We start from the raw sequence: 20,519 nt of genomic DNA, 5'->3' as shown, positions 1-20,519 counted from the left end.
ATGCTGAACATTAACGATTTGCACGCCCGGGTTGAGGACACCGCCATTCTGCACGGTCTGAACCTGGAGGTTAAGCCGGGTGAAGTGCATGCCATTATGGGCCCGAACGGCGCTGGCAAAAGCACCCTGGGCAACGTCTTGGCCGGTCGCCCCGGTTACGAAGTGACGGGCGGCAGTGTGACCTATAAAGGCAATGACCTGCTCGAACTGGAAGCCGAAGAGCGTGCTCGCGCCGGTGTGTTCCTGGCGTTTCAATACCCGGTCGAGATTCCCGGTGTGTCCAATATGGAATTCTTGAAAGCCAGCGTCGATACCATTCGCACCGCACGCGGTGAAGACGTGATGAGCTCGATGGACTTCATCAAGCTCGCTCGCGAGAAATGCAAGGCGGTTGATCTGCCACAAGACTTCCTGAAGCGCGGCGTTAACGAAGGGTTTTCGGGCGGTGAAAAGAAGCGCAACGAATTGCTGCAAATGATGTTGCTGGAACCGAGCCTGTGCATTCTGGATGAAACCGATTCCGGCCTCGATATTGATGCCCTGCAGGTGGTTGCCCGGGGCGTGAACGCGCTGCGCAGCCCGGACCGCGGCATCATCGTGGTGACTCACTATCAGCGTTTGCTCGATTACATTGTGCCCGACTATGTGCACGTGCTGGCCAAGGGCCGCATCGTGAAATCCGGCGGTCGCGAACTGGCACTGGAACTGGAAAAACACGGTTACAGCTGGATCGACGAGGAGGTGGCCTAAGTGTCCGACCCGATGCAGGCAGAACAGGCTCATCAGGGCTTACAGGCGCAGTCTGACTGGGGCTGGCTGAAAGACTGGCGCGCGAGCGCCTGGTCGCAATTTGCCGCGACCCCCTGGCCGACTCGCAAGACCGAAGCCTGGAAGTACACGCCGCTGAAATCCATGCTCGATACCGAATGGTCGCTGGCGGAACAGCCAGGTACCGGAACCGGGACCGTTTTTGAAAGCTGGGACCGCACGGTGATCACGCTGGTCGATGGCAAGGTAGTTGATCATGACGCTTTGCCAGAAGGTGTGACCGTTCGTCTGCTGTCAAAAGCAACCCCTGAACAGCGCGCGCAATTCGAAGGCCGGCTGGCTAAAACCCTGGCCGGTGACCAGTTGTTCACCACCTTCAATCAGGCCTTGCTGGCAGAAGCCGTGTGGATTGAGGTTGCGCCGGAAACCGTTCTGGAAAAGCCGCTGCACATCAATCAGGTTCTGTCGTCCAATGCCCGTGGCCGCGCCGTACCGGTTAGACTGTTGTTGGATCTGGGGACGCGCAGCCAGATGACTTTGGTGGAAACCTTCACCAGTGAATCGGACGGGCCGGTATTCATTAACCCGGTGACTGAAATTGACGTCGGTGACAGCGCCAAGCTGACGCACTACCACCTGCTGCTGGAAACCGGCGATGTTCGCCATCTGGGGTCGGTGCAAGCGGTATTGCGGGCGCACAGCCAGATGAACAGCTTTCATATGGCGCTGGGCGGTGTGTTAAAGCGCAAAGACATTGTGGTTCGCCATTGTGGCAGCGGCGCACACTTGCAGTTGAACGGCGTTTATTTGCCCAGGGGTAAGGAACACGTCGATTACCACACAACGCTTGAGCACGAAGTGCCTCACGGAACATCGAATGAAGTGTTTCGCGGCATCATTGGTGATGAAGCCAAGGCGGTGTTTAACGGTCGCATCCATATCCATAAAGATGCGCAGAAAACACTGGCCGAATTGAGCAACAAGAATTTGCTGACCAGTCACAAGGCCGAGATCAATACCAAGCCTGAACTTGAGATCTACGCTGACGACGTAAAATGTGCCCACGGTGCAACCGTCGCCCAGCTCGATAAAGGCTCGATGTTCTATTTTCTGTCGCGCGGTATCAGCCGGCAGGAAGCGGAAGTCATGATGAGCTTTGGGTTCATCAACGAACTGCTCGAAACGCTCGATGACGAACCGGTGAAGCAATTGTTGCGTCCCATGCTGGCTTCATTGTTTGCCAAAGAAGACGAACTGGCGAGGCACCTGGTATGAGCTTTGATGTCGAAGCCGTACGCGCCCAATTTCCAATACTCGATCAGCAGGTAAACGGCAAACCGCTGGTGTATCTGGATAACGGCGCCACCACGCACAAACCGAACGCCGTGATTGACGCCATTGCCGACTACTACCGGCACGACAACAGCAATGTGCATCGCGGTGCCCATACCCTGAGTGACCGGGCCACCGCCCGGTTTGAACAGGCGCGTGAATCGGTGCGTGGTTTTATCAATGCGCGCAGTACCGATGAAGTGATCTGGACCAAGGGCACCACCGAGGCGATTAACCTGGTGGCGTTTAGCTGGGGTCGCGATAACCTCAAACAGGGCGATCGGGTGCTGGTCTCCGGCATGGAGCATCACGCCAACATCGTGCCCTGGCAGATACTGGGCGCCCAGACCGGTGCCGAGCTGGTGCCAATTCCGGTGGACGATCGCGGGCAGTTGGATATGGCCGCCTTCTCCGACTTGCTCGACGAGCGCGTCAAGCTGGTGTCCGTTGTGCACGTGTCGAATGCGCTGGGCACCGTTAACCCGGTTGAGGCCATTATTGAACAGGCTCATGCCGTTGGTGCCAAAGTGATGATCGACGGAGCGCAAGCGGTGGCTCACTGGCCACTCGACATGCAGGCGCTCGATTGCGACTTTTACGCCTTTTCTGCCCATAAAATGTATGGCCCCATGGGGATAGGCGTGTTGTACGGCAAACGCGAATTGCTCGATGCCATGCCGCCGTTTATGGGCGGTGGGGAAATGATCGAGACTGTGTCTTTTGAAGGCACTACGTACAATACGCTGCCGTTCAAATTTGAGCCGGGTACGCCGAACGTCGCGGGTGCTATTGGCACCGGTGCGGCCATTGAATTTATCAACAGCCTGGATCGCGACGCAGTCGCCGCGCATGAGGCCGATGTGCTGAACTATGCCGTCAGCCGCGCCAAAGCGTACCCGGGGCTGACGCTGGTTGGCGATGCCGATCATCGTGCCGGTGTGATGGGGTTTGTGCTCGAAGGCGCCCACCCGGCAGATTTGGGGATGTTGTTAGACCAGCAAGGCGTTGCGGTACGTACCGGCAACCATTGCGCCATGCCGATCATGACTCGCTTCGGGTTAACCGGCACGGTGCGCGCCAGTTTCGCGCTGTACAACACCCGGGCCGATGTCGATGCGCTGTTCGCCGGGCTCGACAAGGCCAAAACTTTTTTGATGTAAGCGCTGTTGACCCCATATCGTTGCTATTACCCCGTTGGGTTGTAGACCGACAGGTAAGCAGCCCCTTTGTGAGACAGGAGTACGACCATGAGTGTTGAATCCTTTGATCCGCGTCAGTCAGCCCAGCTGACCATGACCGCCGCCGCTGTGGAGCACAGTCGCCGCCAGATACAGGACGCGGGTGCCCAGGGCATTCGCTTGTCGATCAAGGAAAGCGGCTGTTCCGGTTACATGTACATTGTAGATCTGGTGACACAACCGGATGAAACCGATGTACGCCTTAGCATGGCCGATGACGTCACACTCTTTGTGCAAAAAGACGCCCTGCCCATTGTTCAGGGTACCGAGATCGATTTCGCCAAAGACGGCATCAACCGGGTGATCAAGTTCCGAAACCCGAACGTGACCGCAGAATGCGGTTGCGGTGAAAGCTTTGTGGTCGACGACAAGGCGGCCGACAGCGACCTGGCGGAGACCGCGCACTGATGGAAAAACGCATGGTGGTTACCCAGCGTGATGTTGAAGCTCGGCTGGTGCCGGTGGGTACGCCCATCACCATCCCGCAGGACAGCTTTGTTACCCTGACCCAGTCGCTGGGTGGAAATTACACTGTGGTGCACAACGGCAACATGGCCCGCATCGACGGTACCGACGCTGATGCCCTGGGCTTTGAGCCGCAGCGCCTGGAATTCGAACCCCGGGCCGATGGCCAAATCGATGAAGCTCAGGTCTGGGCGGCGATGGAAACCATTTTTGACCCGGAAATCCCGGTGAATGTGGTCGCCCTGGGGCTGATCTACAAGGTGACGATAGAAGGCCACCACGTGATGGTCGACATGACCCTGACCGCCCCGGGCTGCGGAATGGGCCCGGTATTGGTCGACGATGTAAAATACCGGGTGGCGAAAGTGCCCGGTGTCGAGTCGGTGACGGTTGAGCTGGTGTTCGACCCGCCCTGGAGTCGTGACAAAATGTCCGAAGAAGCCCAGCTTGAGACCGGCCTGTTTTTTTAACGGGAAACGGCTTGTTCTCTGGCTAAAAACGACATGCCACTAAAGTATTACCCTACCCATTTTCAGACAAACAGGTCAGTTATGAGCACCGAATTCGGCACTGATGTCACCAGCGACGACATCGTTGAAACCTTGTCTTTCTTCGACTCCTGGGAAGACCGATACCGCTATATCATTGATCTGGGGAAGGATTTGCCGGCGATGGACGATGCCCTGAAAACCGACGAGCGAATCGTTCGCGGTTGCCAGAGTCAGGTGTGGCTGGTCGATGACGCCGACGGCGAGCAGATCCGCTTTCAGGCCGATTCCGACGCCCACATTGTTCGGGGCTTGCTCGCCATTGTTTTAGCTGCCTACAATGGCAAAACACGCCAACAGATTCTAGACTTCGATACCGAAGCCTATTTCTCGCAGCTGGATCTAGTCAAACACCTCAGTCCAACGCGCGGTAATGGACTCAGAGCCATGGTTGCCCGGATCAAGGACATAGCTGCTCACTGATATCAGGGTAGAGCCAAACCGGCGGATTGCCTGTGCGACACAAACGTTGGATAAGTTTGGGCTTATTGTTGCTTTGGCAAGGTGCCGCCTGGTGGTCACTGCAGTCGCTGGCCATGCCCTGGTCGGTCTGGGTTACACTAGCGACCGGCATTGTGTTTGGCGGTGCCATTCTGGTGCTCTGGTCGCTCCACTATCGGCGACTCAAGCGCGCCGCCGACTATCGGGTGCTGGAAGCGCATCAGCAACTCGAAACCGTCCGTCAGGAAGCCAACAAGGATCCGCTCACCGGCCTCAATAGCCGCCGTTATATGCGGGAGCGGCTTGAGGAAGCCTTGCACGTCGCGATAGAACGCAACCATCTCTGCGCCGTGCTGATGATGGACCTCGATTTCTTCAAAGACATTAACGAAGCCCTCGGGCATCAGCTTGCCAATCAACTGCTGGAGAGCGTTGCGGTACGGCTGCGGTCCGTTGTGAAGAAGGGCGACTTGCTGGGCTACTACGGCGCGGACGAATTCATCGTGCTGTTGCCCCACATTCAGGATGGCATGGCCGCCGAACTGGTGGCGCGGCGCATTCTGGCCAGCATGTCTGAACCCTTCGCCGTCCATTCGCATTCGTTGGCTGTGTCGGCCTCCATTGGCGTCAGCCTGGGCCCCACCGATGGCCGAGACGGCGAGACCCTGATTCGGGAGGCCGACAGCGCTCTGGCTCAAAGCAAGGCCAGCGGCCGCCGGGGCTACCAGTTCTTTACCCAGTCGATGAACATTCAGGCGGCCGAGCGGTTGCAGATCGACCAGCATCTTCGCGGGGCGCTGGAACGGGGTGAGCTGGCACTGGTTTACCAGCCCATTGTCGCAACAGAAGACCGCAGCCTGAAAGGGATGGAAGCACTGATTCGCTGGAACAACCCAGCTCTGGGGCGGGTCTCTCCGGCCGTGTTCATACCCATTGCCGAGCAGATTGGGGTAATAGGCGAGATCGGGCAATGGGTGCTGAAAGAGGCCTGCGCCCAGCTGCGGCATTGGCAGTCCCAGTACGAAATCCCGATGATGATGTCGATAAACGTCTCCCCGCGCCAGTTTCAGGACGGGAGCATTCTGGCCGCGGTTAAGACCGTTCTGGGTCAGGTGTTGCTGAACCCCAATTCGTTGCAGCTGGAGGTGACCGAGGGGTTGCTGGTCAATGCATCCGAGCGGGTGGTGCGCGAACTGAATGTGCTCAGGGACGCGGGCGTGCATCTGGCGCTGGATGACTTTGGTACGGGCTATTCTTCCTTGTCCTACTTGCGCAATTTGCCCTTTACCGTGCTGAAAATCGACAAGACGTTCATCAACGATATCGCCCGGCGCAGCCAGGATGAAGCCATGGTCGACGCCATGGTGAAGATGGGGCACAGTCTGGGCATGAGTGTGGTGGCTGAAGGTGTTGAAACAGCTGCCCAAATGCACTGCCTGGAAACCCTGGGCGTCGACAGTATTCAGGGCTACTACTTCAGCCAGCCGCTGTCACCGCGTGAGTTTGAGAACCGCTTCCTGTCCCGGGGCCGCGCGACCGGCGTTGCTCTGGATGCCTCAGTGTGGGACCGTCTCTAACGCCTTGGCCCCTGTTTCGGTTGATTTACAGCTGCTTCACCGCTCGGTCCTGACACCCGTCGCCTTGCGGCCTGGCTCAGGCCCGTGTCAAGTCGGGTAAAACCCGCCCCGGAGCCATGGTAACGGCGGCTCCAGCCACGTATAATCCGCGCCCGACTCAATTCGTACACAGTGGAGCTTTACTGAACATGGCTATTGAACGCACCTTTTCCATCGTTAAGCCCGATGCCGTTGCCAAAAACCTGATTGGCGCCATCTACAGCCGCTTTGAGGCTGCTGGCCTGAGCATCGTTGCCTCAAAAATGGTTCATTTGAGCCAGGAGCAGGCTGAAGGCTTTTACGCCGAGCACAAAGAGCGTCCGTTTTTCGGTGCTCTGGTCCAGTTCATGACGTCTGGCCCGGTGATGGTTCAGGTTCTGGAAGGCGAGAACGCCATTGCCAAGAACCGTGAGATCATGGGCGCAACCAACCCGGCTGAAGCCGCTGCAGGCACCCTGCGTCACGACTACGCTGACAGCATTGACGCCAATGCCGTGCACGGTTCTGACGCCCCGGCCTCGGCCGAGCGCGAAATTGCCTATTTCTTCTCGAACGATGAGATCTGCCCGCGCGGCTGAAGCATCGATGCGGGGCAGCACCAGGCTGCCCCGGCAGGCCCATTCAGGCACGCCTCCGGGTGTGCCGGGCCTGCTGTTTTAGAACGACCTACCGAATACAAAGGTGAATTCATGACTGAACAAACGGCACAGAAAGTGAACCTGCTGGGGATGGGACTGCCCGCCCTGGAGGCGTTTTTTGTCGACCGTCTCGGCGAAAAGAAATTTCGCGCGATTCAGGTTCTGAAGTGGATTCACCAGCATGGCGTCGACAATTTCGACGACATGACCGACATCAGCAAGGCCACCCGGGCCAAGCTGCACGAGTGCGCTGAAATTGTCGCGCCCGAAGTGACTTACCAGAAAGACTCGAAAGACGGCACCCGCAAATGGGTCATGAAGATGCCGGGCGGCAGTGCCATTGAAACGGTGTTCATTCCCGAAGATGACCGTGGCACTCTCTGCGTTTCCTCCCAGATTGGCTGCGCGCTGGACTGCTCCTTTTGCTCAACCGGCAAACAGGGCTTTAACCGGGATTTGAGTACCGCTGAAATCATTGGCCAGGTCTGGATTGCGGTGCGATCGTTCGACCAGCCGGGTGAAAAACGCCAGCGCAGGGTCACCAATGTGGTGATGATGGGCATGGGCGAACCGCTGCTGAACTTCGACAACGTGGTCGAGGCGATGGGGCTGATGATGGAAGACAACGCCTATGGCCTGTCTAAACGCCGGGTGACGCTGAGCACATCGGGCGTGGTGCCCGCCATTTATGAACTGGCCAAGGTCACTGATGTGGCACTGGCACTGTCGCTGCACGCACCCAACGATGCCTTGCGCAATACGCTGGTGCCGGTGAACCGCAAGTACAACATCGAATCGGTGCTGGACGCCTGCAACCATTACATGAGCCGGTTCTCGGAAAAGCGTGTGGTCACCATTGAATACACGCTGATGAACGAAGTGAATGACAAACCCGAGCTCGCCCACGAGCTGGTAGAGGTGTTACGCAATACACCCTGCAAAATCAACCTGATTCCGTTTAATCCCTTTCCGAATTCGGGGTATGAACGCCCCAGCAACAACCGGATGCACAAGTTCCGGGATATCCTGACGGCAGCGGGCTACAACGTGACCATTCGCAAAACGCGTGGCGACGACATCGATGCGGCCTGCGGTCAGCTGGTTGGGGAGGTAACAGACAAGACCCGTCGTTCCGACCGGTTTATCGAAGCGGTTCAGTTGGGCCAGACGGCGGCCGAACTGGCGGGTGCCCGTTTTCAGAGGAATGTATTATGAACGTGATCCGTGCCCTGGCGCTTGTTGCAGTGTCGGTGTTGTTAACCGCCTGTGTGACAACAACCCAAAGCCCATTCTCCGGAAAACAGGATCTGGACAAGGCCGTAGAAACCTATATTCAGATTGGCTATGCCCACTTCGAAAACAACAACCTGTTCGAAGCCAAGCGCTCGCTGGACCAGGCGCTCGACATCGACAGCCGGGCCTCGGGGGCTCACCTCGGTTTGGCCCGTGTGTATGAAGTCGAACGGGAAGTTGACCTGGCCGATCACCATTTTCGCCGCGCCATCCGGTACGATGGCGGCACTGAAGCACGGTTTCAGTACGCGGTCTTCCTCTATAACGAACGCAGCTATGAAAACGCGCGCGAGGAATTCGCCGACGTTGTTCAAGACACTTTTTACCAGCGTCGTGCCCTGAGTTTCGAATACCTGGCGCTGAGTTCGCGCCGTGTTGACCGGGTCGACGAAGCCATTGCTGCCTATGAGCGGGCCATTGTGCTGGACCGGTTGCTGGTGAACAGCTACATCGGATTGGCCGATTTGCAATTCCAGCAGGAGCGCATGCAGGAAGCATTGCGAGCCTACCGGGGGTACATTTCGCTGGTGCGTGCCAACCGGGCGAACCAGACCCCGTTCACACTCTGGCTGGGTGTCCGCATCGCCCATGCCATGAACGATGAAGATCTTTATTCATCACTCGAATTGCAATTTCGCAACCGTTTTGCCAACAGCCCCGAATTTCGTGAATTTCAACGCTGGAAGCAAGAGCAGGGTGTTTCATGAACAAGCAACACGTTAGCCCGATCAAGCGTCGGGTATCTCGCAAAATCTGGGTTGGAGACGTGCCAATTGGTGGCGATGCGCCCATCGCCGTACAGAGCATGACCAACACCGAAACCTGCGATGTCGATGCCACAGTCGATCAGATCGAACGGCTGCAATCGGCGGGTGCCGATCTGGTTCGGGTCTCTGTGCCCAGCATGGACGCGGCCGAAGCCTTTGGCGCCATTCGCAAACGCGTCAGCCTGCCGCTGATCGCCGATATTCATTTCGACTACAAAATCGCACTGCGAGTCGCCGAACTGGGTGTCGATTGCCTGCGCATCAACCCTGGCAATATTGGCCGGGAAGATCGGGTTCGGGCCGTGGTTGAAGCCGCGCGGGATCGCAACATACCCATCCGTATTGGCGTGAATGCCGGCTCTCTGGAAAAAGACCTGCAAAAGAAATACGGCGAACCGACACCGGAAGCGTTGGTCGAATCGGCCATGCGTCACATCGACATTCTTGACCGGCTCGATTTCCAGAACTTCAAACTCAGCCTGAAAGCCTCCGATGTCTTTATGACGGTTGCCGCCTACCGCCAGATTGCGAGCCAGATTGAACAGCCGCTGCACCTGGGCATTACCGAAGCTGGCGGCCTGCGCTCGGGCACGGTGAAGTCATCGGTAGGGCTGGGCATGCTGCTGATGGACGGCATTGGCGACACACTGCGGGTCTCGCTGGCGGCGGACCCGGTTGAAGAGATTAAAGTTGGCTTTGATATTCTGAAAAGCCTGCGGTTGCGTAACAAGGGCATTAACTTTATTGCTTGCCCGAGTTGCTCGCGGCAGAACTTCGATGTGATTGGCACCATGAATGCGCTCGAATCGCGTCTGGAAGACGTGCTAACGCCTCTCGACGTTGCGGTGATCGGCTGCGTGGTTAACGGCCCGGGTGAAGCCAAGGAGGCTGACCTTGGCCTCACCGGCGGCAGCCCCTCCAACCTGATTTACGTCGATGGCAAGCCGGACCATAAAGTGCAGAACGACACCCTGGTGGATCACTACGAACAATTGATCCGCCGTAAAATTGCCGAAAAAGAAGCCGAAGAAGCGCTGGTTATCGCCAAGAGCCAGTAATATGGGTCGGCGATTCCCGGACCTTGTGTCCCGGGCCGAACGCATTGATTGAGGGAGAGTAAGGTTGTCCACATTACAAGCCATCCGTGGCATGAACGATATCCTGCCGGAGGCGAGTCCGGTCTGGCAGTACCTGGAAGGCCAGATCAAAACCGTTTTGGGTCAATATGGCTATCGCGAAATTCGCATGCCGGTGGTTGAACCAACGGCGCTGTTCAAACGCGGCGTGGGCGAGCATACCGATATTGTTGAAAAGGAAATGTACACCTTTGATGACCGCGGTGGTGACAGCCTGACTCTGCGCCCCGAAGGCACGGCCGGCTGCGTTAGAGCGGCGTTGCAGCATGGCTTGCTGCACAACCAGATTCAACGTCTCTGGTACAGCGGTGCCATGTTTCGTTACGAGCGGCCGCAGAAAGGGCGTTACCGTCAGTTTCATCAGATTGGCGCTGAAGTCTTTGGCGTGGCCACACCGGATATCGACGCCGAGCTGATTCTGGTCAGCGCGCGCCTGCTAAACAACCTGGGCCTCGGTGATCATGTCACCCTCAACCTGAATACGCTGGGCAGTTCCGAAGCCCGTGGTCGCTATCGCAAGGCGCTGGTCGATTACCTGGAAACGGTGAAAGAGCAGCTCGACGAAGACAGCCAGAACCGGTTATACAGCAACCCGTTGCGGATACTGGACAGCAAATCGGAAAGCACACAGAAGCTGCTGGACAGCGCGCCCAAATTCGATGCCTACCTGGATGACGAGTCGCGGATGCACTTCCAGAGTTTGTGCACCCGGCTCGACAGCGCAGGCGTCCGTTATACCGTGAACCCACGGCTGGTGCGCGGGCTCGATTATTATTCACAGACGGTGTTTGAGTGGATAACCGACAGCCTGGGTGCCCAGGGCACCGTCTGCGGTGGTGGCCGGTACGATGGGCTGGTGCCCATGCTGGGCGGCAAACCGACACCCGCGGCCGGGTTTGCCTTGGGTGTTGAGCGGTTACTACTGATGCTGGAGACGCTTAACAAGATACCGGCCGAGGTGTTCGAGACGGTCGATGCCTACCTGATCATGGCCGGTGATCTGGCCGAAACCCAGGGCCTGGCGCTGGCCGAAACGCTGCGCACTGAGGTGGGCGGGTTGAGGCTGATCTCCCATTGCGGCGGTGGCAGTTTCAAGAGCCAGATGAAAAAAGCCGACAAGTCAGGTGCTCGCTGGGCGCTGATTCTGGGTGAAGACGAGGCCTCAGGCAGTCAGGTCACTGTCAAATCCCTACGCGACGACGCACCGCAGCAAACCCTGGCGCAGGGGGAGCTGGCGAACTGGTTGATGAATCAGTATGGTAGCCAGTCGCAACATGCGGTTACGCACGCACAATCATAAAACAGACCCTCCGGCTGATGCCGGAGAACCGGCTGCCAGGGGTTCGGGTTGAACCGCCAGGCAGCCGCCAGAGGAGAAAGACAGGGTGTACGATACCGAACAGGAACAGATTGAAGCGATTAAACGCTGGTGGGCAACCTACGGCAATGGCGTTATTGGTGGCATTCTGGTGGCACTCATCGCCTACTTTGGCTGGTTGTATTACAGCAACTCGGTACAGGCCAAACAGGAAGCGGCCTCGGGCATGTACATCACCCTGATGGAGCTGGTGGATGATACCAGCAGCGATGCCGGTGAACGTCTCGCCCTCGCACAAGCGCTGAAGTCTGACTTCCCAGACACCACCTACGCTGTTTACGCAGCGTTTCAAGCCGCCAAAGAGAAAGTAGAGCAGGGTGACCTGGCTGCGGCTGAAGAGGAATTGAGCTGGGCCGTCGACAACAGTGATGCGCTGTTGGCACCCGTGGCTCGGGTTCGGCTGGCGCGGGTCCAGTTTGCGCGGGATAACACCTCTGCCGCACTGGCGACGCTCGATAGCATTGAAACCGAAGGGTACGATCTGGTGATCAACGAGCTGCGTGGCGACATTCACAGCGCCGATGGCGATGCTGACGCTGCCCGCGAAGCCTACCGTCTGGCCTATGAACAGGCCCAGCAACAAGGTGTGGAAAGCCCTTATCTGAAAATGAAGCTGGATGATCTGGCTGCAATGACGGACGACGCTTGATGCGGCTGACTGCGATACTGACACTGGTCGCCAGCCTCACGCTGGCTGCCTGTTCGTCGGGCCCACTGCGGGAAGCGCCTGCGCCGCTGCCTGAAGAACGGCCCGAAAAGGCCCGGCTGACGATCGACTGGTGGCATATCCTGGTCGACTTCTACACCGAAGTGCCGTTGAACCGGATTACCCCAACGGTCACAGACCAGGGCATTCTGACGGCATCGCCGCTCGGTGAAATCGTGTTGTTGAACGAGCGCGGCCGGTTCATCTGGCGGCGTCAGGTGGCCGACCAGATCGTGTCGCCGGTTGCCGCCGATGAACGCAATATGGTCGTTGTGACTGGCAATGGTGATTTGCTGATGCTCGACTGGGAAGGTGAGCCGGTCTGGCGCAACCCGCTCAGCGCGCTGGCAACCGAAGCACCGGTATTGCTCGATGACCGCATCATCGTACAAACCACCGATGGCCGCGTGACAGCGCTCGAGCGAAATACGGGCCGGGCCCTATGGGCGTATCAGGACGTCGAGCCGAGCCTGACGGTGACCGGCACCGCCGCCCCGGTTGTGGTGAATGACTGGGTAGTCACTGGCCTGGCTAACGGCAAGCTGGTTGCACTGAATCTGAACGATGGCTCACCCGAGTGGGAGTACCGTTTGGCCCGTGCATCGGGTAAAACCGATGTCAGCCGGCTGGTCGATGTTGACGGTTCCATCACCGTGGTCGACGGCTATATTCTGGCAGCGGGCTATCAGGGTGATATGCTGGTCATCGAAGCCGATTCTGGCCGAGTGGTCGCGACCAAGCCGTTTTCGACTTACCGGGCCATCGTTGCCGGTGAGAATTACTGGTATGGCGTGAACGATCAAAGCCACGTCATCGCCATGGACCCGCAAACGCTGGAACCGGTCTGGACTCAGGAACAGTTTACCTACCGCCGCCTGACCGAATTGGTGGAGTGGCCGGGCCAGGACGCCCTGGCCGTTGCCGACGGTGCGGGTTTCGTCCATGTTCTGGATGCGCAGTCCGGTGAATGGCTAGTCTCTCAGTCGATTGACTGGACTGGTATTTACACCGCACCAGTACCTTTTGGTGACCGCCTTTTGCAACAAGGCAACAGCTCGCGCATCAAGATGATGAGCTTGCGCCGGCGCGATCAGTAGCGGCCACCGGGTGCCACCCGTGAAAACGTGACTAAAATACGAACCGCGAGGCCAGAATTGGTCTCGCGGTTTCTTGCATTAATAGCCTGTAGAGGCACTGGAAGACATCATGATCCCTGTAATTGCCCTGGTCGGGCGACCCAATGTGGGTAAATCGACCCTGTTTAACCGCTTCACCCGCACCCGGGATGCCCTCGTGGCCGACTGGGCGGGCCTGACCCGTGACCGTAAATACGGTGACGGCAAGTTGGGTGAGCGCCCCTTTATTGTGATCGATACCGGCGGTATCAGTGGGTTTGAGCAGGGGTTGGACGCCAAGATGGCCGAGCAGAGTCTCGCTGCCATTGAAGAGGCGGATGTTGTTCTGTTCATTACCGACGCCCAGGCGGGTGTGACGGCAGCCGATAACCACATCGCCCAGCATTTGCGCAAGACCGGCAAGAAAACGGTATTGGTGGTGAACAAGACTGATGGTCTGGACACCGATGTGGTTCTGGGTGACTTTCATGAGCTGGGTTTGTCGACCGACCCGCTTCCGATTGCCGCGGCGCATAACCGGGGTGTGCGTTCTTTGCTGGAGCTGGCGCTCGAAGATTTCCCGGAGCCGGAGCCCATCGAAGGCGCTGATGAAGACGAGGAAGACAACATTCGTCTGGCCATTGTTGGCCGTCCGAATGTGGGTAAGTCAACACTGATCAACCGTATCATGGGTGAAGACCGGGTCGTGGTTTACGACCAGGCAGGCACCACGATGGACAGTATTTACATACCCTATGAGCGCGACGGCCAGGCCTATACCCTGATCGATACCGCCGGTATTCGCCGCCGGCGCAGTGTCTCCGAAGCGGTTGAAAAATTTTCCATCGTCAAAACCCTCCAGGCCATTCAGGACGCAAACGTCGTTGTGCTGGTGCTGGATGCCCGGGATGGGCTGGTCGAGCAGGATATGCACATGCTCGGCTTTGTGCTGGAATCGGGCCGCGGTCTGGTGGTGGCCATCAATAAATGGGATGGCCTCAGCGAAGACGAGAAAAAGAAGATCAAGGAAAGCATCGACCGGCGCATGCCGTTTCTGGACTGGGCCGACATGCACTTTATTTCGGCGCTGCACGGCACCAACGTTGGCCATCTCTACAAATCGGTGGACCTGGCCTACCATTCGGCGCGGCGCAAGTGGAGCACCAACCAGCTGACCACCATCATGCAAGGGGTGATTGAGCTGCACCAGCCGCCAATGGTGCGCGGCCGGCGCATCAAGCCCCGCTATGCACACCAGGGTGGCTCGAACCCGCCGATCATCGTGATTCACGGTAACCAGTTGGGCGATTTGCCGGGCAGCTACAAGCGGTATCTGGAAAACGCCTTCCGCAAGGCGTTGAAAGTGCGCGGTACGCCGATCCGGTTTGAATTCAAGGTGGGCGAGAACCCCTACGCCAACAAGCCTTCCGGCTTTGGTCCCAAGGGTGGACGCGGTGGTAAGCAAACGACCAAGAAAACTCAGCGCGCTCGTCGCTAGCAGCCTGGCGCTGCTGAGTATGGCGCCGGTGGCTCTTGCCGACGCGCCGGCTCAGCTGGAGCGCTGCTATGAGGAGCTTGCCGTGCTCAGCGAAACCCCGCTGCGCACGCTCGACCGCTATCCCCGCTACCTGTTGCAGCGGTATCAGACCTTGCCCGGCACAGAAGCCTCTGCAGAGTTGGCCGCGTGTGAAACCCGGCTTTCAGCCCTGGTGACCGAAAACCGGCAATTGCACCCGGGGCTTTTGAACAAGCTGTGCAGTCAGTCGGAACGCGTCCCACGGGACTACGCTGGCCTGCAAACCTACCTGATGGGCATTCCCTCCCTGCAATGTGAAAGCCGCTGGTTCGATGCGCTTACACCGGCCCAGTGGCAGCAACTGCAACCGCAGCTGGCGCGCATAAACAACCTGGAACAAGAGTGTACCCGGGCGCTGGAAGCGCTGGACCGGGGCGGGCGGTTGCGTGAACAACTGGCCCAGACCACGGGCCGGCTGATCAGCCTGTCACGCCGGGTGTTTACCGCCCAATGGCGAACCACCCTGGCTGGCTTGCCGGATGATGTCGCCGCGGCACTGGTTGAAAGAGAGCAGCAACTCGACCAGTGTGAACACGTGCTAACGGAACAACTGGCCGCCGCCCATGTCGAATGACACCATCGCCCTGAATCAGCAGAACACGCCGCTCGACCACCTCGACGATGTCTGGCTGTTCGGTTATGGCTCCTTGCTGTACAAGGTCGACTTTCCGTATCTGGAATGCCGGCCTGCGAGTATCCGTGGCTGGGCGCGCCGGTTCTGGCAAGGTTCCCACGATCATCGTGGCACGCCGGAAGCGCCCGGCCGAGTGGTCACACTGATCGAAGCACCTAATGCGGTTTGCCACGGCCTGGCCTATCGGGTGACGCCCGACACCTTTGCGCATCTGGACGTGCGTGAAAAAAATGGCTACCTGCGCTTCTTCACGCCCATGACGTTCAGCGATGGCCAGCAGACAGAAGGCCTGGTTTATGTAGCCAGCGACACCAATGCAGCCTTTCTGGGCCCGGCCTCACTGACCGAGATGGCACGCCAGATCGCCCTCAGCCATGGGCCGTCGGGTGCCAATGCCGAGTACCTGTTAAAACTCGACGAGGCCCTGATGGATCTGGGCGCCAGTGACGCCCATGTGGCCGAACTGGCCATCCAGGTCAGGCAATTGCTCGAATAACTGTGTTTATCGAATAACCCCGTTCATCGAATGCCGGTGAGGTTCATGCTCAGACTCAACCAGGTCGTCAAACAATTCGCCCAGCCCGATGGCGACGTCACCGTGCTCAGTGGCGCCAATTTTCACCTGCCGGCCGGGCGCTCGGCCGCGCTATTGGGCGAAAGTGGCAGTGGCAAAAGCACCTTGCTGCATCTGGTCGCGGGGCTCGACACGCCCGATTCCGGTGAACTGGTGATCGACGGGCACAGCAGCCTGAGCATGAGTGCCGGCGACTGGAACTCGTTGCGACGCGACCGGCTCAGCCTCATTTTTCAGCAATACCATCTGGTTCCCACTCTGACCGTTCTCGATAACCTTCAACTGCAAGCCCGACTGAGCCAGCGCCTCGATCCGGCGTTTCGTGATCATCTGATTGACCGTCTCGGCCTGGCTGACCTGATCCGGCGCTTGCCGCATCAGCTTTCCGGCGGACAGCAGCAGCGGGTCGCCATCGCCCGGGCGTTACTGCACCGGCCTGCCCTCGTGTTGGCGGATGAGCCCACCGGCAATCTTGATGAGGCCACCAGCGAACGGGTTATGGGCGTATTGGTCGAGCTGGTGCGTGAAACGGGCAGCAGCCTGCTGATGGTCACCCACAGTGCCCATATGGCCGGTTTTCTGGATGAACAATGGCGCCTGCAGCATGGCCAGTTGCATCAATACCATGAGCGGCTCAGCCAGGAGCCAGCCCTGTGACCGGGACGCTGACCCGGCTGCTGCGCGTTCTGATCACCCTGCTGAGCCATCACCGCCGGCACCCCTTGCAAACCCTGTTTCTGCTCACCGGGCTGGTAACCGGTGTTGCGCTCTGGTCGGCGGTTCAGGTTATCAATGCACATGCCCGGGCCAGTTACGCCGAAGCCGATCAGGTACTGGGTGCTCAGGCTAGCCATTGGGTGCGATCTGTTAGTGGCGACGGGGTGTCGGTGGACGATTACGTGAACCTGCGCCGCCTGGGCTGGCGTTCTGTCTTCCCGATTCTGGAGCAGCGCCTGACCACCGCCGACCAGTCGGTCATTAACCTGATCGCGACTGACTTGCTTGCCTTGCCGGATGAAGAGGCGGGTACGGCGACCGGGTTACCGGCCGGTGGTTGGATGCAACTGGTCACTCCGCCTCATGAAGCCTGGTACCCGGAAACCCTGGCTCAGCAACTGGGGCTGGAGGACGGTGACCGGCTGACCCTGAATTCAGGTAAGGCATTGCCACCGGCCCGGGTATTCAGCCGTGAACAGCAGGGCTTGCGAGTCTTTATGGACGTTGGTGCGGCGCTGACCCTGCTTGACCGGTCTCACCTCAGCTATCTGGTCGTGGCCGAGCTGCCCGGCGATGCCGCTGATCGTCTCAGCCAGGACCTTACCGCCCTGAATCCGGATCTGAGACTGGTCGCCAACCAGCAACGGCTTGACCTGACCGAACTCACCCAAAGTCTGCATACGCAATTGGCGGCAATGAGCTTGTTGTCATTTGCGGTGGGGCTTTTCATTGTGTTCAACGCCGTGCGCTTCTCGCTGTCGGCACGTCGGCATACGCTGACCACGTTGCGGGAACTGGGGGTCAGTCAGCGCTTGTTACTGGCCGCGATTGCCCTTGAAACCCTGGTAATGAGCGGTATCGGAACCTTGGGCGGGCTGGGGCTGGGGTATGGCTTGAGCCAGCTGTTGCTGCCGTCGGTCGCCGCGACGTTGCAAAACCTCTACGGTGCGGTGCTGGATTACACCTTGCTGGTACAACCGGTGACGGTGCTGCAGGCCTGGCTGCTGACCTCAGCCGGCCTGGTGCTTGCGCTGGCCTGGCCTCTATGGCGCCAGGCGCAGCGGTCGCTGCAGGATCAGCGCGACGAACCGTCGCAATGGCAGCAGGATGAGCGAGCCCGTGGCCGACTGGCGCTGGGCAGTCTGGTACTGGCCTTACTCGCCCTGGGGCTCTATTTTCAGCTCACTTCCATCGCCATGGGGTTTACCGTGCTGGCGCTGATTCTGTTTGCCGGGGCGGGCTTATTGCCCTGGACGGTTGCGTTGATCTTGCGGGGGGTGCAGCGTGCTTTGCCGGACTCAGCCTGGCGTATGAATTGGGCTTGCGGCGAGGGACTGGCGCAACTGGGGACACTGCGTACGGCGCTGATGGCGTTGTTGCTGGCGCTGACCGCCAACTTCGGTGTCGACTCTCTGGTCGACTCTTTTCGCACCTCGCTCAGTGATTGGCTGCAACAGCGCCTGGCCGCCGATCTGTTCGTGCAAAGCGACACCCTCGATATCGACGCCTTACTGGCTAACCCCGGCGACTGGCTGGTCGAATCGCACCGCCGCAATGGCCTTACCGTGCGCTGGCAAAACCGGCCGACCCAGATTCGCGGCCTGAACACCGACACCTCCGATACCCGGGCATTGCCCTTGGCCGCTGAAACAGACCGGTCACCGGCCTGGTTCGACGGCGAACCGGGCGTTGTGCTGGCCAATGAACAGGTGCGCTATTTGGCGGGCATTGATCTGGGTGAAACAGTGCAGATACCGGTGGGGCAGCAAACCGTCGCCTTTGAAGTAGTGGGGTTCTATCACGATTATGGTAACCCGGCTTACCAGTTTTATTTGCCGTACCAGCGTGTCGCCGAGCTTTGGCCGAACGCCGGTGAGCAGGGTCTGGGGCTCTGGCTCGGTGACTATGTTGACGCCCTCGCCAGCGCCGAAGCGGCACTGATAGAGGCCGGTGCCCGGCCCGGTGACTGGACCCGGCGCGAGGATGTACTGGCCATTTCCCTGCGCGTGTTCGACCGCACCTTCGCCATGACCGCCGCCATTAATGCCCTGACCTTTACCGTGGCCGGCATCGCGCTGCTGGCCTCGCTGCTGGCCATTCACCAGCAACGCCTGCCCAGTTACGCCCACTGGCGCAGCATGGGGGTGCGCAACCGGGAGTGGCTACTGATCGCCGGGCTACCGCTGGGCATTGGGCTACTGGTAACCTGGCTACTGTCGATTCCGCTGGGCACCCTGCTGGCCGGTTTGCTGATCTACGATCTCAATGTGCTGAGTTTCGGCTGGACCATGCCGCTGATCTGGCGATTCGAACCAGCCCGGTCGTTGTTCTGGCTGACGTTACTGGTGGCCGGCTTTACCTTTGCAATCAGCGCCGTGCAGGCACGGCTGAGGTTACCGCAGGCTCTGAAACACCTGGGAGAGGATGCCGCCTGATGGGATTATTGCGATTAACCGTGATTGTGGCACTGTTCAGTGTCGCCCCTCTGGTCACGGCTGAAAGCCGGGAGACCGACCCAAGTGCCGCCCTGGATATCATGCGCGCCAGTGGCGAAGGCTACCAGACTGCCCAGCCCGGTCAGCCTATCCGCTTTCCCGAAGACCATCTGGCACACCCGGATTACCGCATAGAATGGTGGTACCTGACCGCCAACCTGACCGATGCCGAGGGCCGCCCCTACGGCGTGCACTGGACTCTGTTTCGCACCGCACTTCGGCCCGGCAGCGACGCTGAGGGCTGGATCAGTAACCAGATGTGGATGGCTCATTCGGCGATACACACACCCAGTGGTCATGACTACGAAGAGCGTTTTTCCCGCGGTGGCATAGGGCAGGCAGGCGTAGGTATCACTGCTGAAGGCCGGTTTGATGCCTGGCTGGATGACTGGCAATTGCTGGGCACAAGCGACTCACCCGTTCCGGGCAGCCTGACCAGCACGGTGAATGATATGAACCTGACCTTGGACTGGCGGGCGGATCAGCCCTGGGTGTTGCATGGCGATAACGGCTTCAGCCAGAAATCCGGTCAGGGGCAGGGCAGTTACTACTACAGTCAGCCGCGATTGCAGATTACCGGCCAGGTAACGATCGATGGCACCTCAATCCCGCTGTCGGGCGAAGGCTGGCTCGACCGGGAGTGGAGTTCACAACCGCTGGCCTCGGACCAGTTGGGCTGGGACTGGTTCTCACTTCAGTTTGACGATGGTGCGTCACTGATGGCGTTTCATCTGCGTCAGGAAGACGGCGTGCCTTATGTTCGGGGTACCTGGATCGATGCTGACGGTCAATCGCGGTCGCTAGAAGAAGGTGACCTGTTGGTTGAGCCGCTAGAGTGGGGTGAGGTGGTCGTGGCCCAGGGCGAAGATGCCCGAAAATCCCTGCCACTTGTCTGGCGAATTGAATTGCCCGGTCAGGATGCCTACTGGACGGTCCGGGCGCGCGAAGCCGATAGCTGGCTGGCGACGCTGGTGCCCTATTGGGAAGGGCCTGTCAGCGTTGAAGGCAGCTCAAGCGGAGTTGGGTATCTGGAAATGACTGGCTATTAGGAATTCCAGTATCAAAGTAGCCGCCGCGGACGC

20 protein-coding genes are annotated in these 20,519 nt (G+C 59.0%); all 20 read left to right on the top strand.

Annotated features, from left to right (window positions below; all coding sequences use genetic code 11):
* The 20 genes from sufC to ABJT94_RS13855 all read left to right on the top strand — a co-directional run bounded on the left by sufC (nucleotide 1) and on the right by ABJT94_RS13855 (nucleotide 20,486).
* Nucleotides 1-750 carry a Fe-S cluster assembly ATPase SufC gene (gene sufC, locus ABJT94_RS13950; protein ID WP_348476140.1) on the top strand — a complete coding sequence of 250 codons (750 nt, stop codon included), beginning with the start codon at nucleotides 1-3 and terminating at the stop codon, nucleotides 748-750.
* Nucleotides 751-2,043 carry a Fe-S cluster assembly protein SufD gene (gene sufD / locus ABJT94_RS13945; protein ID WP_348476139.1) on the top strand — a complete coding sequence of 431 codons (1,293 nt, stop codon included), beginning with the start codon at nucleotides 751-753 and terminating at the stop codon, nucleotides 2,041-2,043.
* Nucleotides 2,040-3,260, top strand: coding sequence for a cysteine desulfurase (locus ABJT94_RS13940; protein WP_348476138.1), 1,221 nt, complete (start codon nucleotides 2,040-2,042; stop codon nucleotides 3,258-3,260). The genes sufD and ABJT94_RS13940 overlap by 4 nt, the downstream gene beginning before the upstream one ends.
* Before the next feature lie 87 nt (nucleotides 3,261-3,347).
* Nucleotides 3,348-3,746, top strand: coding sequence for an iron-sulfur cluster assembly accessory protein (locus ABJT94_RS13935; protein WP_348476137.1), 399 nt, complete (start codon nucleotides 3,348-3,350; stop codon nucleotides 3,744-3,746).
* On the top strand, nucleotides 3,746-4,273 hold the full coding sequence (gene sufT, locus ABJT94_RS13930) for a putative Fe-S cluster assembly protein SufT (RefSeq protein ID WP_348476136.1): 528 nt from the start codon (nucleotides 3,746-3,748) through the stop codon (nucleotides 4,271-4,273). Before ABJT94_RS13935 ends, sufT begins: the two co-directional genes overlap by 1 nt.
* 81 nt (nucleotides 4,274-4,354) lie before the next feature.
* Nucleotides 4,355-4,774, top strand: a complete 420-nt coding sequence (locus ABJT94_RS13925) for a SufE family protein (protein WP_348476135.1) — start codon at nucleotides 4,355-4,357, stop codon at nucleotides 4,772-4,774.
* A gap of 32 nt (nucleotides 4,775-4,806) precedes the next feature.
* On the top strand, nucleotides 4,807-6,369 hold the full coding sequence (locus ABJT94_RS13920) for an EAL domain-containing protein (protein WP_348476133.1): 1,563 nt from the start codon (nucleotides 4,807-4,809) through the stop codon (nucleotides 6,367-6,369).
* A gap of 188 nt (nucleotides 6,370-6,557) precedes the next feature.
* Nucleotides 6,558-6,986: a nucleoside-diphosphate kinase gene (ndk, locus tag ABJT94_RS13915; RefSeq protein ID WP_127555805.1), complete on the top strand. Its 429-nt coding sequence runs from the start codon at nucleotides 6,558-6,560 to the stop codon at nucleotides 6,984-6,986.
* A 111-nt stretch (nucleotides 6,987-7,097) separates the two neighbouring features.
* Nucleotides 7,098-8,261 carry a 23S rRNA (adenine(2503)-C(2))-methyltransferase RlmN gene (rlmN, locus tag ABJT94_RS13910; RefSeq protein WP_348476131.1) on the top strand — a complete coding sequence of 388 codons (1,164 nt, stop codon included), beginning with the start codon at nucleotides 7,098-7,100 and terminating at the stop codon, nucleotides 8,259-8,261.
* Nucleotides 8,258-9,046, top strand: coding sequence for a tetratricopeptide repeat protein (locus ABJT94_RS13905; RefSeq protein WP_348476130.1), 789 nt, complete (start codon nucleotides 8,258-8,260; stop codon nucleotides 9,044-9,046). The genes rlmN and ABJT94_RS13905 overlap by 4 nt, the downstream gene beginning before the upstream one ends.
* Complete coding sequence (ispG, locus tag ABJT94_RS13900; RefSeq protein WP_348476128.1) at nucleotides 9,043-10,164, top strand: flavodoxin-dependent (E)-4-hydroxy-3-methylbut-2-enyl-diphosphate synthase; 1,122 nt, start codon at nucleotides 9,043-9,045, stop codon at nucleotides 10,162-10,164. Before ABJT94_RS13905 ends, ispG begins: the two co-directional genes overlap by 4 nt.
* 64 nt (nucleotides 10,165-10,228) lie before the next feature.
* Complete coding sequence (gene hisS, locus ABJT94_RS13895) at nucleotides 10,229-11,542, top strand: histidine--tRNA ligase (protein ID WP_348476126.1); 1,314 nt, start codon at nucleotides 10,229-10,231, stop codon at nucleotides 11,540-11,542.
* A gap of 85 nt (nucleotides 11,543-11,627) precedes the next feature.
* Nucleotides 11,628-12,269 carry a tetratricopeptide repeat protein gene (locus ABJT94_RS13890; RefSeq protein WP_348476125.1) on the top strand — a complete coding sequence of 214 codons (642 nt, stop codon included), beginning with the start codon at nucleotides 11,628-11,630 and terminating at the stop codon, nucleotides 12,267-12,269.
* The gene (locus ABJT94_RS13885) at nucleotides 12,269-13,423 is read left to right on the top strand and encodes a PQQ-binding-like beta-propeller repeat protein (RefSeq protein ID WP_348476124.1); all 1,155 of its coding nucleotides are present in this window, start codon (nucleotides 12,269-12,271) and stop codon (nucleotides 13,421-13,423) included. Before ABJT94_RS13890 ends, ABJT94_RS13885 begins: the two co-directional genes overlap by 1 nt.
* 109 nt (nucleotides 13,424-13,532) lie before the next feature.
* The gene (der, locus tag ABJT94_RS13880; protein WP_348476122.1) at nucleotides 13,533-14,939 is read left to right on the top strand and encodes a ribosome biogenesis GTPase Der; all 1,407 of its coding nucleotides are present in this window, start codon (nucleotides 13,533-13,535) and stop codon (nucleotides 14,937-14,939) included.
* A 19-nt stretch (nucleotides 14,940-14,958) separates the two neighbouring features.
* Complete coding sequence (locus ABJT94_RS13875) at nucleotides 14,959-15,591, top strand: hypothetical protein (protein ID WP_348483252.1); 633 nt, start codon at nucleotides 14,959-14,961, stop codon at nucleotides 15,589-15,591.
* Nucleotides 15,581-16,147, top strand: coding sequence for a gamma-glutamylcyclotransferase (locus ABJT94_RS13870; RefSeq protein WP_348476120.1), 567 nt, complete (start codon nucleotides 15,581-15,583; stop codon nucleotides 16,145-16,147). Before ABJT94_RS13875 ends, ABJT94_RS13870 begins: the two co-directional genes overlap by 11 nt.
* 45 nt (nucleotides 16,148-16,192) lie before the next feature.
* Complete coding sequence (locus ABJT94_RS13865) at nucleotides 16,193-16,882, top strand: ABC transporter ATP-binding protein (RefSeq protein ID WP_348476119.1); 690 nt, start codon at nucleotides 16,193-16,195, stop codon at nucleotides 16,880-16,882.
* Nucleotides 16,879-19,377, top strand: coding sequence for an FtsX-like permease family protein (locus ABJT94_RS13860; protein WP_348476118.1), 2,499 nt, complete (start codon nucleotides 16,879-16,881; stop codon nucleotides 19,375-19,377). The genes ABJT94_RS13865 and ABJT94_RS13860 overlap by 4 nt, the downstream gene beginning before the upstream one ends.
* Nucleotides 19,377-20,486 carry a lipocalin-like domain-containing protein gene (locus ABJT94_RS13855; protein ID WP_348476117.1) on the top strand — a complete coding sequence of 370 codons (1,110 nt, stop codon included), beginning with the start codon at nucleotides 19,377-19,379 and terminating at the stop codon, nucleotides 20,484-20,486. Before ABJT94_RS13860 ends, ABJT94_RS13855 begins: the two co-directional genes overlap by 1 nt.
* Nucleotides 20,487-20,519 lie beyond the last annotated feature (33 nt).

The organism is Saccharospirillum sp. (assembly GCF_039982735.1).
GTDB lineage: Bacteria > Pseudomonadota > Gammaproteobacteria > Pseudomonadales > Natronospirillaceae > Saccharospirillum.
Note: the sequence above shows the minus strand (reverse complement) of the source record. Positions and strands in the feature narration are given on the sequence as shown.

Excerpts from the sequence above, each read along its gene's own strand:
- sufC (WP_348476140.1), top strand. The coding sequence starts at position 1 with ATGCTGAACATTAACGATTTGCACGCCCGGGTTGAGGACACCGCCATT.
- ABJT94_RS13940 (WP_348476138.1), top strand. The coding sequence starts at position 2,040 with ATGAGCTTTGATGTCGAAGCCGTACGCGCCCAATTTCCAATACTCGAT.
- ABJT94_RS13935 (WP_348476137.1), top strand. The coding sequence starts at position 3,348 with ATGAGTGTTGAATCCTTTGATCCGCGTCAGTCAGCCCAGCTGACCATG.
- sufT (WP_348476136.1), top strand. The coding sequence starts at position 3,746 with ATGGAAAAACGCATGGTGGTTACCCAGCGTGATGTTGAAGCTCGGCTG.
- ABJT94_RS13925 (WP_348476135.1), top strand. The coding sequence starts at position 4,355 with ATGAGCACCGAATTCGGCACTGATGTCACCAGCGACGACATCGTTGAA.
- ndk (WP_127555805.1), top strand. The coding sequence starts at position 6,558 with ATGGCTATTGAACGCACCTTTTCCATCGTTAAGCCCGATGCCGTTGCC.
- rlmN (WP_348476131.1), top strand. The coding sequence starts at position 7,098 with ATGACTGAACAAACGGCACAGAAAGTGAACCTGCTGGGGATGGGACTG.
- ABJT94_RS13905 (WP_348476130.1), top strand. The coding sequence starts at position 8,258 with ATGAACGTGATCCGTGCCCTGGCGCTTGTTGCAGTGTCGGTGTTGTTA.
- ispG (WP_348476128.1), top strand. The coding sequence starts at position 9,043 with ATGAACAAGCAACACGTTAGCCCGATCAAGCGTCGGGTATCTCGCAAA.
- ABJT94_RS13885 (WP_348476124.1), top strand. The coding sequence starts at position 12,269 with ATGCGGCTGACTGCGATACTGACACTGGTCGCCAGCCTCACGCTGGCT.
- der (WP_348476122.1), top strand. The coding sequence starts at position 13,533 with ATGATCCCTGTAATTGCCCTGGTCGGGCGACCCAATGTGGGTAAATCG.
- ABJT94_RS13875 (WP_348483252.1), top strand. The coding sequence starts at position 14,959 with ATGGCGCCGGTGGCTCTTGCCGACGCGCCGGCTCAGCTGGAGCGCTGC.
- ABJT94_RS13870 (WP_348476120.1), top strand. The coding sequence starts at position 15,581 with ATGTCGAATGACACCATCGCCCTGAATCAGCAGAACACGCCGCTCGAC.
- ABJT94_RS13865 (WP_348476119.1), top strand. The coding sequence starts at position 16,193 with ATGCTCAGACTCAACCAGGTCGTCAAACAATTCGCCCAGCCCGATGGC.
- ABJT94_RS13855 (WP_348476117.1), top strand. The coding sequence starts at position 19,377 with ATGGGATTATTGCGATTAACCGTGATTGTGGCACTGTTCAGTGTCGCC.